15 protein-coding genes are annotated in these 15,222 nt (G+C 36.6%); 14 read left to right on the forward strand and 1 reads right to left on the reverse strand.

The genetic code is table 11. The features are described 5' to 3' along the window. The first annotated feature begins 33 nt into the window (after positions 1-33). The 8 genes from MY533_RS05070 (at position 34) to MY533_RS05105 (ending at position 8,416) form a co-directional block, all read left to right on the forward strand. Complete coding sequence (locus tag MY533_RS05070) at positions 34-1,254, forward strand: O-antigen ligase family protein (RefSeq protein ID WP_248718237.1); 1,221 nt, start codon at positions 34-36, stop codon at positions 1,252-1,254. Between the two features lie 33 nt (positions 1,255-1,287). Beyond that, complete coding sequence (locus tag MY533_RS05075; protein WP_248718238.1) at positions 1,288-2,325, forward strand: glycosyltransferase family 2 protein; 1,038 nt, start codon at positions 1,288-1,290, stop codon at positions 2,323-2,325. Positions 2,326-2,334: 9 nt separating this feature from the next. Continuing rightward, a complete protein-coding gene (locus tag MY533_RS05080) occupies positions 2,335-3,108 on the forward strand; it encodes a glycosyltransferase family 2 protein (protein ID WP_248718239.1) in 774 nt (257 codons plus the stop codon). 395 nt (positions 3,109-3,503) lie between these two features. Then, the gene (gene galU / locus MY533_RS05085) at positions 3,504-4,397 is read left to right on the forward strand and encodes a UTP--glucose-1-phosphate uridylyltransferase GalU (RefSeq protein ID WP_248718240.1); all 894 of its coding nucleotides are present in this window, start codon (positions 3,504-3,506) and stop codon (positions 4,395-4,397) included. 45 nt (positions 4,398-4,442) lie between these two features. Beyond that, positions 4,443-5,744 (forward strand): glucose-6-phosphate isomerase, encoded by a 1,302-nt coding sequence (locus tag MY533_RS05090; protein WP_248718241.1) that lies wholly within the window; start codon positions 4,443-4,445, stop codon positions 5,742-5,744. A 334-nt stretch (positions 5,745-6,078) separates the two neighbouring features. After that, a complete protein-coding gene (locus MY533_RS05095) occupies positions 6,079-6,792 on the forward strand; it encodes a YveK family protein (RefSeq protein ID WP_248718242.1) in 714 nt (237 codons plus the stop codon). 2 nt (positions 6,793-6,794) lie between these two features. Further along, positions 6,795-7,502 (forward strand): CpsD/CapB family tyrosine-protein kinase, encoded by a 708-nt coding sequence (locus MY533_RS05100; protein WP_305883995.1) that lies wholly within the window; start codon positions 6,795-6,797, stop codon positions 7,500-7,502. A gap of 116 nt (positions 7,503-7,618) precedes the next feature. Beyond that, positions 7,619-8,416 carry a TIGR00282 family metallophosphoesterase gene (locus MY533_RS05105; protein WP_132357353.1) on the forward strand — a complete coding sequence of 266 codons (798 nt, stop codon included), beginning with the start codon at positions 7,619-7,621 and terminating at the stop codon, positions 8,414-8,416. Between the two features lie 64 nt (positions 8,417-8,480). Here the strand turns inward: MY533_RS05105 and MY533_RS05110 are convergent, their stop codons facing one another. Next, the gene (locus MY533_RS05110) at positions 8,481-8,678 is read right to left on the reverse strand and encodes a hypothetical protein (RefSeq protein WP_248718243.1); all 198 of its coding nucleotides are present in this window, start codon (positions 8,676-8,678) and stop codon (positions 8,481-8,483) included. A 627-nt stretch (positions 8,679-9,305) separates the two neighbouring features. On the opposite strand from MY533_RS05110, the gene MY533_RS05115 reads away from it, so the two are divergent. The 6 genes from MY533_RS05115 (at position 9,306) to MY533_RS05140 (ending at position 15,215) form a co-directional block, all read left to right on the forward strand. Continuing rightward, the gene (locus MY533_RS05115) at positions 9,306-9,572 is read left to right on the forward strand and encodes a stage V sporulation protein S (RefSeq protein ID WP_004224903.1); all 267 of its coding nucleotides are present in this window, start codon (positions 9,306-9,308) and stop codon (positions 9,570-9,572) included. Positions 9,573-9,884: 312 nt separating this feature from the next. Continuing rightward, entirely contained in the window at positions 9,885-11,624 is a 1,740-nt protein-coding gene (locus MY533_RS05120) for a 2-oxoacid:acceptor oxidoreductase subunit alpha (protein WP_248718244.1), read from the forward strand. Further along, complete coding sequence (locus MY533_RS05125; protein WP_248718245.1) at positions 11,624-12,490, forward strand: 2-oxoacid:ferredoxin oxidoreductase subunit beta; 867 nt, start codon at positions 11,624-11,626, stop codon at positions 12,488-12,490. Before MY533_RS05120 ends, MY533_RS05125 begins: the two co-directional genes overlap by 1 nt. Before the next feature lie 528 nt (positions 12,491-13,018). After that, the gene (locus MY533_RS05130) at positions 13,019-13,726 is read left to right on the forward strand and encodes a lantibiotic protection ABC transporter ATP-binding protein (protein WP_132357347.1); all 708 of its coding nucleotides are present in this window, start codon (positions 13,019-13,021) and stop codon (positions 13,724-13,726) included. A 1-nt stretch (position 13,727) separates the two neighbouring features. Next, entirely contained in the window at positions 13,728-14,456 is a 729-nt protein-coding gene (locus MY533_RS05135; protein WP_248718246.1) for a lantibiotic immunity ABC transporter MutE/EpiE family permease subunit, read from the forward strand. A 3-nt stretch (positions 14,457-14,459) separates the two neighbouring features. Continuing rightward, a complete protein-coding gene (locus tag MY533_RS05140; RefSeq protein WP_248718247.1) occupies positions 14,460-15,215 on the forward strand; it encodes a lantibiotic immunity ABC transporter MutG family permease subunit in 756 nt (251 codons plus the stop codon). The last annotated feature ends 7 nt before the right edge of the window (positions 15,216-15,222 follow it).

Here is a 15,222-nt window from a genome sequence, read left to right on the forward strand (position 1 = left end):
TGTCTTAAAGAGGGGTAGTAAGGGGCGAGAAAAATGATTTACGAAAAAAAAAGACTTTCAAATAATTATTTTCTAATATTTATTTTAGTATTCAGTGTTTTTTTAGGTAACCTGAATGTAAACTTTGGTTTTGCGTTAAAACCACATATGGTGTTAATGGTAGTAATTTTTATGCTTACCCTTAGTAAATTTGTTTTTCATAAGCCTCAAAGTCATGAAACTTTTATGATTTTCTTCTATGTTTTCTACTGCCTTACTGGTGTCTTTTCTACATATCCGATGGCAAGTATTCGTTTGACTATTGCTATTTTAATCGGCCTTTTTTCTTACTTTATATATAAATTTCTATTTTCCAATATTACATTAAAAGAATTTGAGCGAATAATTGGGACAATAGGGATATTATATAACGTAATTTCATTATTGTTTTATCTATTTGGTTTAATTTCTAATCAATTTAATTTTTATGGGAACGGCATTAGATTTTATGGCTTAATGCTAGACAGAAATATGCCTCGTTTAATCGGAATATTATCAGACCCTAATATTTTTGTCGTATCTAACACGATCTTCTTGTTCTTTTTCCTAGCAAATATGAAAGACAAAAAAGGCAAGATTGGATTTGTGTTAGCTTTAATTACAACGATACTAACTTTTTCAAGGGGGGGCCTATTAGCAACCTTAGTAGGGATTGTTATTACTATTGCTTTTTTTAGTGTAAAAACAACAGTAAAATTTTTTTTTGCCGTACCTATAATTACATGGATAAGTTACTTTACCGTATTAAAAGTTATGCATATTGATATCTATCAGATTTTCATAAAAAGAATGGAATCTGTTGGTAAGGATGGTGGTAGTGGCAGAATTGAAATATGGAATAATGGTCTGTCGCTCTTTTTAAACAATCCTATAAAAGGAATAGGTTTATATAATTTTAGGGATTATAGTGCAGATTTTTTTGGTGAGGGAATTTATATGCACAATACTTTTTTAGAAATATTAGTCGAGTCGGGTGTAATTGGATCGGTATTATTCTTTATATTTTGGGCATTGTTATTTTTAAAAATAATGTCAATTGTATGGAAGGATAAATCAAAGGCTTTTCTTCTGGGGACTTATGTTTCAATTTCAATTTCTTTAATGTTCCTTTCACTAATTGCGAGTGAATATTTATTTTTATTTCTAGCACTTATTTGGCGATACAGTATGACAGAAAAAGAATATCTGTACCGTGAACAGATGAAGTTAGAATGAAAATAACATAAAAAATGAAAATTGGGGGAAACTATGAAGTTAGTTAGTGTCATTATTCCAATTTTTAATGTAGAGCAATACTTACAAAAATGTGTACAATCAGTTCAAAATCAAACGTATACAAATCTAGAAATATTTTTAGTCAATGATGGTTCAACAGATAAGTGTGGAAAGATGGTGGATGAATTAGCTGTCCAAGATTCACGGATTAAAGTAATTCATAAGCCGAACGGGGGGTTGTCTTCTGCTAGAAATGCTGCATTAGATAAGGCCAGTGGAGCATACATACTATTCGTGGATGCCGATGATTGGATAGAGTTGGATATGATTGAATCTATGGTACATGAAATGGAACAGCACGAAGCGGAATTAGTAGTATGTGATTATACGAAAGTGTACGAAGATAAAATAGAGAAGAATTTTTTAAAAATGAAGCAAGAGCAGATCGATATTGGAAAATTAGGATTAAAAGGATACTTATATGAATATTTTTTTAACTACAAACATGGGGATGAAGTTTGTAATAAATTGTATAAAAATGTGATTATTAAAAAATATCATATACGATTTGAACCTAATAGTGAGGTATTCTCAGAAGATAAGCTATTTAATCTATATTACTTAGTGCATATAAAGACAATAATAAGCACCAATTCATCTTTTTATTATTATTTACAACGAAATGGATCGCTCATGCGGCAACCTAAACCTGAAATTATAGAACAGTACCTAAATTTGGCAGGAAAGTACATTGATTATTTGAAAAGGAATAATTCGAATATGACAAGTATATACTCTATTTTAGTATTTCATTTGTTTAATAGTTCATTAAAAAACTACGTCAAATCGGGTGCAAGCATTTCGCAAATAACAGCGGCTATTGATAAAACGCAGAATAGGGATATCATGCAAATCATGACTAATTTGAAGACCGATAAAGAAGTAATAGCATACTGTCAGAGTAATCGAACAAAATTATTGACACCTTTATTTGTCAAAATATATGCAGTTTGTTATACATTAAAATTTAATTTGATACTCGCCTATACATTTAAAAATATTATGAAATAGGATGGTGTATTGCATAAAAATAACTTTCTAGTATCAATTATTATGCCTGTTTACAATGCGGAAAAGTATGTTGGCCAATCTATTGAATCTGTTCTAAATCAAACGTACAAAAATTGGGAATTGATAATTATAAATGACAAGTCTACAGACAATAGTCATCAAATGCTACTAGGATATAAGGATAGTCGAATAAAGATTATTAATTTGACACAAAACGGTGGTGTTGCGAATGCTAGAAATGCTGGAATTGAAAAAGCAAAAGGACAATTTTTAGCTTTTCTTGATAGTGATGATTTGTGGCATCCTGAAAAATTATCCAAACAACTCGACTTCATGCTAGAACATGATGTCGCATTTTCCTATACACAATATCAAGAAATAACAGAAAGTAATAAAAGAACACGGAAAATCGTTAAGATATGCAAAGAACCAGTGGATTATAAAAAATTATTGCGTGCTAATTACTTTGGATGTTTAACAGTTGTATTAGATACACGTAAAATTGCTAAACCACTTTTTAAGAAGACTAAGCATGAAGATTATGCCCTTTGGCTAGATATATTAAAAAATTATGAGATTAAGGCTTACGGAATGAATGAAGTACTAGCCTATTATCGAATTACACCAGGTTCCTTAAGCAGAAATAAAGTCAAAGGTTTAACGTGGAACTGGAAAATTTATAAAAATCACCTTGGTATGACAACGGTTCAATCTGTCTACCGGATGTGTATTTTCTTGCTTAATATTTCGATAAAATACGTTTCAACTAGATTGACAGGTTAAGAATGGTGAAATTAGACATAGAATAACACCTTTCGTTGTAGTGTACTTTATCAAATCAACGTGGAGGCGTTTTTCTATGGGGACAAGGGTGAGTTATCCAGTAGCAATGAAAGCAATTGAAATAGATGGAGTTAATGATTCTCAAATAAAACCATAGATGAAATCGCGAATGGCATCGTCTTGAACGGCCTGTAGGAATGAGAACGAAAAAATCTTCTATAATATCTACTGCAAAAGGTAGCATTCTTATAATTACGAACTCTCTTATTGGAAAAAATACAAATTTGAATAAAAAGCAATCGTTATTAATATATTGAAAAGTAATATAAACCCGCCAATTAATAAATAAACACATATGCCGTAGAAGAGGACAGCCTTACATGAGGGGAGATTGCATGAAAAAAATACGTAAAGCTATTATACCTGCTGCAGGATTAGGCACGCGTTTTTTGCCAGCTACTAAGGCAATGCCGAAGGAAATGTTACCAATTGTCGATAAACCGACTATTCAATATATCGTTGAAGAGGCAGTTGCTTCAGGTATTGAGGATATCATTATTGTTACAGGTAAAAATAAAAGAGCAATTGAGGATCATTTTGATAATGCGTTTGAGCTCGAGGCAAATTTACTAGAAAAAGAGAAGTTCGATATGCTTGAGAAAGTAAAAGCCCCCTCTAAAGTAGATATACACTATATTCGTCAAAAGGAACCTCTTGGCCTTGGTCATGCGATATGGTGTGCACGTAAGTTTATTGGGAATGAGCCTTTTGCGGTCCTTTTAGGTGATGATATTGTGAAAAATGACATTCCGTGTCTGAAACAATTAATCGAGCAATATGATCAAACGTATTCGAGTGTTATAGGAGTGCAAAAGGTTCCAGATGTTGATGTTCATCGTTATGGAATCATTGACCCGATTTCAACAGAAAACCGTTTAATGGAAGTAAGGGAATTTATCGAAAAGCCTGCTTTTAGAGATGCCCCCTCAAATTTTGCAATCATAGGAAGGTATATTTTAACTCCTGAAATTTTCACCTTCTTAGATGAACAAAAAAAAGGTAAGGGTGGTGAAATTCAATTAACAGATGCGATTGAAGCGTTAAATTGTTGTCAGCGAGTATTTGCATTTGAAATAGAAGGAAACCGCTATGATGTTGGAGAGCATATAGGATTTATTAATACAATTATTGATTTTGCGTTGGATCGTGATGAGTTACATGAAGCGGTTACTAATTTACTGTTAAATAAAGTAAAGCAACTTAGGGAGTGTCACTTCGAATTAAAATAATTTACGCTAGTAGGAATTCCAAATTATAGGATTGGAAGAGATGATTTGACGATTCGTACTATTCAAATGAGCATTTTCAATTTTGAAATCACTAAGCAAGATTGGTCAATATATGAGGCGGAGGTAGAGTGGATTCACCGTCATTTAGCAGAGAGTAGCGAGCTGTTAACGGGTTGGTTACAAGTTCCTCTTGAAAATCAGCGCGCTTTATTGCGGCGTATTGAAGATACTAAGCGAGAAATTCATGCGTATGCAGATGTACTTGTTGTTATTGGTGTAGGAGGATCATTTTTAGGGGCACGTGCCATCCAAGATGCGTTGTCACCTTATTTTACTCGTTCTACTGAAGGTATTGAAGTGTTGTATGCTGGACAAAATATGAGTGGTTCCTATATTAATAGTTTGCTTCAATATTTAACGAATAAAAGTGTGTATGTGAACGTCATTTCGAAGTCTGGGGAAACGATGGAACCAGCACTCGCCTTTCGTGTGTTGCGGCAGTTTATGGAAAAACGTTACGGGGAAGAGGCTGTTGACAGAATTATTGTGACGACAGATGCGGAAAACGGACGTTTGAAGCAAATAGCAGATCGCGCTGGTTATAGACAATTTACCATTCCATCCGATATTGGTGGTCGCTATTCGGTGTTAACTTCGGTAGGGCTATTACCAGCAGCGGTTGCAGGTGTTAATATTCGGATGCTTATGGCAGGTGCTAGGGATGCTGCGTTAACATTGCAAGATACAGCACTAGAGCGTAATGAAGCCTATCAATATGCAGTGTTGCGGCATTTGATGTTTGAACGAGGGTATAAAGTGGAGTTGCTCGCTTCATTTGAACCTGCATTATGTAAGTTCCATGAATGGTGGATGCAGTTGTTTGGTGAAAGTGAAGGGAAACAGCGAAAAGGTCTATTTCCTGCGACAGTTAATTATTCGACTGATTTACATGCTATAGGTCAGTTTATTCAAGAAGGAAGTCCGATTTTATTTGAAACATTACTGCATTTTAAGGAAATAGATAATGATTTTAAAGTGCCATATGATGTGCGCGATGAGGATGGTTTGAATTATTTATCGAAACGAACATTCAATGAAATTAATGGGCTTTCCATGAATGGAACAGCACTTGCTCATGCAGAGGGTGGTGTACCTGTCATTCAATTGATGCTCCCAAAACTGGATGCCTATCACATAGGTTATTTAATCTATTTCTTTATGAAGGCATGTGCAATGAGTGCAAGTTTACTAGGAGTGAATCCGTTTGATCAGCCTGGTGTAGAAACATATAAACAAAAGACGTTAGAACTATTACAAACGTTTAATAGTTCCATCAACAATGAATAAGCTATTGAAATTATAATTGAATATGCTTTAATGGGAATTTTTGAAATTCATAACATAGAAACAGTACTTGGAGCGAAGAATGGCGAGTGTAGCTACGCCTTTTGCTACAGAGCAAAATTTCCAGCGAGAAAGTAGTTATGTTTTCCTATGACTATGTGTAACGCATCATACAAGCTGAAAGCCCTGAAGAGAAGCTTCTGGATAAAATTATCCAATAGATGTTTTGGTGAAGAATCGCAGGAAATCGAACTATTAAAGTGCCGAACAATACGAAAGTTAAACATAATCGTTTAGTTGATTCATCGACAATGGTTTGACGAGGGAGGGAATTTAGGTGGAAGAAGTAATGGACTTAAAAAAAATATTTAAAATACTGCGTAAACGTATATACCTTATTCTAAGTCTTACTATTGTTGCGATTGGCATTACGGCGGCTCTAAGTTACTTTGTAATTACGCCTATCTATCAAGCACAAACGCAATTTTTAGTAAATCAAACAGTTAATGATCAAGAAGCGTATGCAAGGGCACAACAGCTAGAGACAGATTTACAATTAATCAATACGTATAATGTCATCATTAAGAGTCCGGCTATTTTAAACAAAGTTATTGATAAGCTTGATCTAAACATTACAACAGAAAAGTTGGCTGAGCAAATAATCGTATCTAGTGAACGTAACTCCAAAGTGGTTACTATTAAAGTTTTAGATACAGATTCAGAAAAAGCAGTTACCATCTCGAATACAGTTGCGACAGTATTTAAAGAAGAAATACCGAAACTAATGAGTGTTGATAATATAAATATTTTATCAGAGGCAAAAATAAGTAAAGATTCAAGCCCTGTGAAACCAAATAAATTACTTAATATTGTTTTGGGCGCCGTCCTTGGATTTGTAATTAGTGTAGGGTTCGCTCTATTGTTGGAGTTTTTAGATACAACAATAAAGACGGAGTCGGATATTGAAGAATTAGCATTGCCTGTTATCGGGTTGGTGGGTGTTTTTCCCACCGAAAAAAATTATAAATCCCGTAAAGCTAGGAGGGCATAGAAATGTTTCATTCTAAAAAGAAAAAGAACCAGAAGCTGTTAACAAAACCGCGACAACTTCTTACAGCTTTGGATGCAAAATCAATGATTTCTGAGCAATTTAAGACAATTCGTACGAATATTAAGTTTGCTATGCCAAAGCAAGGTCTTACAACAATATTAGTTACGTCTACTATACCCGGTGAAGGAAAATCAACAAATGCTGCCAATCTTGGTGTTGTTTTTGCACAAGAAGGAAAACGGGTATTGCTCGTAGATGCTGATATGCGTAAACCAACGTTGCATAATATATTTAATATTATTAATTTATTTGGGTTATCATCAATATTAGAAAGAAAATGTCAGTATGATGAAGTATTACAGGACACATCTGTGGAAGGGTTGTTTATTATTACAAGTGGACCAATTCCAACGAATCCAGCGGAATTACTGTTATCCCCTACTATGGATAGATTTTTAGAAGAGGTAAATCATAAATTTGATCTTATCATTTTCGATACCCCCCCGCTATTACCTGTAGCTGATGCTCAAATTGTATCGAATAAATGTGATGGTTCGTTATTAATTGTCGGTGCGGGTAATGTAGAAAAAGAGGATGTAAGAAAAGCGAAAACACTCTTAGCTGCTTCGAAGGCCAATATTATTGGTGTTGTGTTAAATAAATATAGCATGCCGAAAAGTCAATATTATTATCAATATACAGATAATTGAAATTAAATAACATTCTTAGTCGCAAATCTAGGATGGGTTTGCGTTTTATTTTGCGATTTACTAGGAGTAGATGGTAAACTAAAAGGTGCTAATTAAAGAAAGAGTGGTCTTGTCAAATGAAAGTACTATTTATTGGAGATATCGTCGGTTCGATTGGCCGCGATGCAGTGGAAAAATATTTACCACGCTTAAAGAGAAAATATAACACAGACGTTGTTATTGCCAATGGTGAAAATGCAGCAGCAGGACGTGGTATAACACGAAATATTTATAATGATTTACTACAAATGGGTGTGGATGTTATTACGATGGGTAATCACACTTGGGATAATAAAGATATTTTTGATTTTATTGACGATGCGGATTATTTAATCCGTCCAGCGAACTTTTCGAGTGAGGCCCCAGGTAAGGGGATGGTGCAAATTTCGAAAAATGGTGTCACATTATCGGTCATTAATTTACACGGTCGTGTCTTTTTACCGCCCCATGAGGATCCTTTTGCGATGGCAGATGAATTAGTCGAAGAAGCTCGTAAAACGTCACCGCTTGTGTTCGTTGATTTCCACGCGGAAGCAACAAGCGAGAAAATTGCACTTGGCTGGCATCTAGATGGAAAGGCATCAGCAGTCGTTGGTACACATACACATGTGCAAACAGCGGATGCACGTATTTACCCAAATGGGACAGCCTATATTACGGACGTTGGTATGACAGGTCCATACGATGAAATTTTAGGGATGACGAAGGAAAGTGTCATTTATAGATTCCAAACAAATATGCCATCTCGTTTCGAAGTGCCTAAAAAAGGACGCGATGTGTTAAGTGGTTTCTTTGTTGAAATTGATGACAAGACAGGAAAAGCTCTACATTGTGAACGAATTTATATAAACGAAGATTATCCGTTCCAAGCATAAGAATAGAAACTATTGTGTATTAAAAATGCACAATAGTTTTTTGTTTTGAAAATTTGTTATTCAATTAAAGCGTCATAATAAAAAATGACTCTTCAACAAAACGAGGGTTTGATTTCCACTCCGACTGGGCGCTTTGTAGCTGACGCTTCGCTTTCGCACAGAGCAAAGCTTCCTTGGGGCGTCCGATGAGCCGCTTCACTCGCGTTCCTCTATCGCTATCCCCAAGGAGTCGCCCAGCCTCCTCTCCAATCAACCATTTCACAAGTTTGTACCTTCTGGCATGTCACTCAAAATTTATAGTGATAAAACGAAACTTCAACAAAGGGGTTTGTCTGTGCAAAAGTTCAGAAATAACAGGTGTACAATTGTGTCACTATTATAAGTCTTTTCTTTTCGATTATAATAAGTAGCAATAGTGTTCACTTTTGAAATGATGAAAACTTATAAAAGCTCTACACTACCGCTGATTGGAGTGGAAGGCTACTCGACTCCCGTGGGAAAGCGAGACAGGCGAGACCCTGAGGCCAACACGATGTTGGTCACGAAGGCATTGTCACAGGATGTGACGCACTTAGCCTTCGTTCCTTTAGCGAAGGAAGCGGCTCGGCGCTCGTCCACAGGAAAGCGAGTAGCCTGGAACGGAAATCATCCCACGTTTTGCAAAGGAGCCCTAAGTTATTTAAAATGGCGTATTTATTTCAATGACAAAGTAATCTTCTAACTGTAAATATCAGTCTTTTTAGATTGTTTTGATATATAAGAAATGAAAATAGTCTATTTTCTTCTTACCGAGCATAAAATGACCTATCGACAATAACTTAAGGTCCAAAAAAAGGGGGACATGAGTTGTTGAGCGTAAACACTATTCGCGAAACGGGGAGGAATAATTGTGGATTCATTAAAAGTATCATCACGCTCTAATCCAAATTCAGTTGCAGGTGCATTAGTCGCGGTAATCAGAGAAAAAGGGCAAGCAGAAATGCAGGCAGTTGGGGCAGGTGCACTTAACCAAGCCGTGAAAGCAGTGGCCATTGCACGCGGATTTGTAGCGCCAAGTGGCACAGATTTAATTTGCGCACCGGCGTTTGCCGATATTTTAATTGCTGGTGAGGAACGTACAGCTTTAAAGCTTCTTGTGGAAAAACGTATTCGATAAAAAAGTAATGAAGTAAAATGCCTTGCACATAATAAGCTGCAAGGCATTTTTTTCGTTTATATTGACAATCGGAATTTGAGGAAGAGAATCCTACATGCTCTACATACAAATATGTTAAATGTCACTTGAAAACGGCAAATAAATTTTTTAAACTTAGTTGATTTGAAAATTACAACTTTATGAACGCCATTTTCAGTCAAAGGTCTGATTTTCGTTTAAATCAAGGAATAACAATAGTGTAGACCGTTTCTTCGTGTTAAACTTATGAAGGAAAAATAATAGTATATACAATGGATCTAAGGAGTTGTTGACATGTTACATCAGCTTTCATGGAAAGTCGGTGGGCAACAGGGTGAAGGGATTGAAAGTACAGGCGAAATTTTCTCAACGGCAATGAATCGTTTAGGCTACTTCCTATACGGTTATCGTCATTTCTCTTCTCGAATTAAAGGTGGCCATACGAATAATAAAATTACAGTTCGTCCAACAGAAGTACGTTCAATTGCGGATGATTTAGATATTTTAGTAGCGTTCGACCAAGAAACAATCGACGTCAATTATAAGGAATTAACAGAAACAGGCGTTATTTTGGCGGATTCAAAATTTACTCCAGTGAAGCCAGAAGATTCAAAAGCGCCTTTATTTGTAGTACCTTTTACAGAGGTAGCGGCAGAGCTTGGTACTTCGTTAATGAAAAATATGGTGGCGATCGGGGCAACAGCTTCATTGCTAAATCTTGAGGACGAAGTGTTCCAAAATGTTGTAGATGATATTTTTGGCAAAAAAGGTGAAGAAGTTGTTCAGAAAAATATGGAGGCCATTGCACGTGGTCATGAATTAATGAATGAGCTGTTAGGAGATCGTGTAGGTGACTGGGCTTTAGCACCAGCAGATGGTAAACGCCGTATGTTCATGATCGGAAACGATGCAGTTGCACTTGGTGCACTTGCAGCTGGGACACGCTTTATGGCAGCCTACCCAATTACACCAGCTTCTGAGATTATGGAATATCTTATTAAAAAATTACCGAAATTCGGTGGTGCGGTTATTCAAACAGAAGACGAAATTGCTGCAGCGACAATGGCAATTGGTGCAAACTTTGGTGGTGTTCGTGCTTTTACAGCTTCTGCCGGCCCTGGTCTTTCATTAATGATGGAAGCACTTGGTCTTTCAGGTATGACAGAGCAACCACTAGTTGTTGTTGATACGCAACGTGGTGGTCCATCAACAGGATTACCAACAAAACAAGAGCAATCAGATTTAATGGCGATGTTATATGGTACGCATGGTGAAATTCCAAAAGTAGTAATTGCACCATCTACAATGGAAGAAGCATTCTTTGATACAATCCAAGCATTTAACATTGCAGAGGAATTACAATTACCAGTTATTTTAATGACAGACTTACAATTATCTCTAGGTAAACAATCTGTAGAGCCATTCGATTACAATAAAATTGAAATTCGTCGCGGGAAAATTGTTACAGGCGACATTGAAGAAGCAGCCGATAAAGCATACTTCAAACGTTATGAAGATACAGAAGATGGTATTTCACCGCGTGTGCTACCTGGTACGTTGAATGGTATTCACCATGTAACAGGGGTTGAACACGATGAAACGGGTAAACCGTCTGAAGCATCTGGTAACCGTCAAGTACAAATGGATAAACGTTTCCGTAAGCTAGCAGCATTGAAATTTGATCGTCCAGTACATTCAAATGCGCCACACGAAGAAGCTGATATTTTGTTAGTGGGCTTTAACTCAACACGTGGAGCTATTGAAGAAGTACAAGAACGCTTAAATGCTCAAGGCATGAAGGTGAACCATGCACATATTCGTTTAATTCACCCATTCCCATCTGCTGAGGTGGCACCACTTGTAGCAAAAGCGAAAAAAGTAATCGTTGTAGAAAATAACTACACAGGTCAATTAGCAAATATTATGAAGATGAATGTTGGTGGTCACGATAAAATCGAGACTATTACAAAATATGATGGTACACCATTCTTGCCAGGTGAATTAGAAAATCGTGTGAAGGAGTTGACTCGCTAATGGCAACATTTAAGGATTTTCGTAATACAGTGAAACCAAACTGGTGCCCAGGCTGTGGCGACTTCTCTGTTCAGGCAGCGATTCAACGTGCCGCGGCAAACGTCGGTATTGAACCAAATGAATTAGCGGTTATCTCGGGGATTGGCTGTTCTGGTCGTATTTCAGGCTACATTAATTCATATGGCTTCCACGGTATTCATGGTCGTGCATTACCAATTGCACAAGGCTTAAAAATGGCTAACCGTGATTTAAACGTTATTGCTTCTGGTGGTGACGGAGATGGATTTGCGATTGGTATGGGTCATACCATTCATGCTATCCGTCGTAATATTGACATCACATACGTTGTGATGGATAACCAAATTTATGGTTTAACAAAGGGGCAAACATCTCCACGTTCCGCTGCAGGATTTATTACAAAATCTACGCCAGGTGGTGCGATTGAGCCGTCATTAAAACCGTTAGAAGTAGCTTTAACAAGCGGAGCTACTTTTGTCGCACAAGGATTCTCAACGGATATTAAAGAATTAACAGCTTTAATTGAAGCGGGCATTAATCATAAAGGCTTCTCATTCATCAACGTATTCTCACCTTGTGTTACGTATAACAAAGTGAACACGTACGATTGGTTTAAAGAAAACTTAACGAAGCTCGCTGATATTGAAGGCTATGACAATTCTGACCGTGGTATGGCAATGCGTACAGTAATGGAGCATGAAGGTTTAGTAACAGGTATTATTTATCAAAATACTGAAACAGCTTCCTATCAAGAAAAAGTACCAGGTTATTCAGAGCTACCATTAACGGATATCGATATTAAAATGAGCGAAAATGATTTTAATGAATTAGTAAAAGAATTTATGTAAATTAAATTTTTATTGCATGAAAAAGCATTTGGAATTCCTCCAAATGCTTTTTGTGTTTTTGAAAGACTGTTATGTCAATGAAATGATACATGCTCTGTGAAGTGGTTGATTGGAGTGGAGACTGAGCGACTCCTTGGGGATTAGCAATAGAGGAACGAAGGCTAAAAGCATCACATCCTGTGATAACGCCTTCGTGACCAACATCGTGCTGCTGTCGCTACGTTGCACTCACGCTTTCGCGCAAAAAACATCTGTTGGCCCGAGACCCTGCAGCGAAGCAAAGCGGCTCATCGGGCGCCCCCAGGAAGCTTTGCTCTGTGCGAAAGCGAAGCGACAGCAACAAATGTTTTCTGTAGCGAAAGCGAAGCGTCAGCTACAAAGCGCTCAGTCGGAACGGAAATCACCCCCCCCGTTTTGTCGATCAATTTGATTTTTATAGTTGTGTTCTTCAAAAATTTTTTGATATCCTTATAAATTCCTTATAATCATTTTCTACACTATAATCATCGAAAGGAAGATGATTATCAGATGGAAGATATTATTTTACAAACAGAAAATCTTAGTAAAAGCTTTAAGGGACAAAAAATTGTGGAGGACTTGTCGTTAACGATACCTCGCAATACTGTTTACGGTTTACTCGGTCCTAACGGCGCAGGGAAATCGACAACGTTAAAAATGATAACAGGTATGCTGCGTCCGAATGCTGGGAAGATACTTTTTAATGGACGTGAATGGAATCGCAATGATTTAAAAGACATTGGTGTATTAATTGAAACACCATCACTTTATGGAAATTTAACGGCAAGAGAAAATCTAAAGGTTCGAACGATTGCTCTCGGGTTGCCCCAGTCACGTATTGACGAAGTATTAAGAATCGTAGACTTGACTAACACAGGAAAAAAACGTGCAGGACAGTTTTCGTTAGGGATGAAACAGCGTCTTGGAATAGCTATTGCGCTATTAAACTATCCAAAGCTTTTAATTCTGGATGAGCCGACAAATGGTCTCGATCCAATCGGTATTCAAGAGCTTCGAAAGCTAATCCGATCTTTTCCAGAGCAAGGGATTACAGTCATTTTATCTAGTCATATCCTGTCAGAGGTAGAGCAGGTTGTTGATGAAATTGGTATCATTGCAGGAGGGAAATTAGGCTATCAGGGAGTTGCTCCACAAGGTCAGGAATTAGAATCATTATTTATGCAAGTAGTGTCTGCTAATGGAAAGGTAGGCATGTAACATGATTTCAATTATGAAGGCTGAAAGATTAAAATGGAAAAAGACTTATATCCCTAAATTAGTGTGGCTAGCACCCATTGTGGCGTTATTACTTACTGCATTATTAATGGGAGGGGCATTTTTTCAAAAGGGTGCTTATAATTGGTGGTATACAATGCTCTTACCAGGAGCACTGACGGTATGTTGTGCACTAGTGGTGGAAAAAGATGCCAAATTGAAATACCACAGTATTCTCGCAATGCCGATTGACTTAAAGAAGATTTGGTTTGGTAAAATACTTGCATGTAGTGGATGGTTGTTATTAACTACACTTATTTTCTTTGTTGGTATTACTGCTGGTGGAATATTATTTGGTAATAGTTATTCTTTCATTAATAGTCTTACAGGTAGTTTATTAATTTTCGTAACGTTTTTATGGCAAATTCCACTTTGTTTATTCCTTGCAACAAAATTAGGAACTTATATTGCTATTTTAATAAATATAGTTGGTAATTTTGCTGGTATGATTGCATTTGCGAATGGGGATTTTTGGTATAGTGTTCCTTACGCCATTACAGCAAGATTAATTTGTCCAACACTAGAGATTTTACCAAATGGTCTGCCAGTGCCTGAGGGAAGTCCATTGTTAAACACGTGGGTTATAGCTCCAGGTATATTAATTGCCTTAGTGTGGTTTGCTTTAATAAGCTTCCTTACTGCACGATGGTTCCAAAAAAGGGAGGCGAAATAGCGTATGGGAATGTTAAGATTACTTAGAGCAGAGTTTCTTAAAACAAAAAGAACGCCTTTTTTACTCACACATTTAATTGTACCTATCATTATTTCAGGGATATTTTTAGCATACTATACTTATTCACCATGGGGTTTCAATGATAGGGTAACGGCTTATCTCCAAGGAGTAGCATGCGGGTTTCCAATTATTATTGGGTTAGTTTGTGCGATGGCAGCGGAGCAAGAAGCAACTGCAGGACATTTTCAGGGGATGCTAACAACTACTAAAACAAAAATAGTAGCCTATTTAAGCAAGTTGCTACTGTTATTATTATTTAGTTTTGGAGCCATATTACTGTCTTTCGGTATTTTTAGTGTTGGTTTTATTGAGCTTTTGCATGAAGCTACTTTTGGTTATCGATTTTATTTTATAGCTGGATGTATTCTATTTGTAAGCTTTGCATTTTTATATATTTTGCATTTTTTTGTTAGTCTTTATTTTGGTAAAGGTGCTTCAATCGGATTAGGGATTGTGGGATCACTACTAGTAGCCTTATTACTCACTGGATTAGGTGATGGCATTTGGTCATTTATACCGTATGGTTGGGGTGGTCACTTTGTTTCATTATGGACAATAAAAGCGTCAGGAGTTGACTTATCGACAGTGGAAATAGGATTACAGGAAGGTATTATTGCTTCCGTATGCGGAACATTGTTCGCATTAGTCCTTTCTTGCTTATGGTTCTGGAGATGGGAAGGAAGAAAATCAGAAAGTTAGGGAATGA

Origin of the sequence: Lysinibacillus sp. Ag94 (assembly GCF_023242215.1) — a bacterium.
In the GTDB taxonomy this organism is placed as follows: Bacteria; Bacillota; Bacilli; order Bacillales_A; family Planococcaceae; genus Lysinibacillus.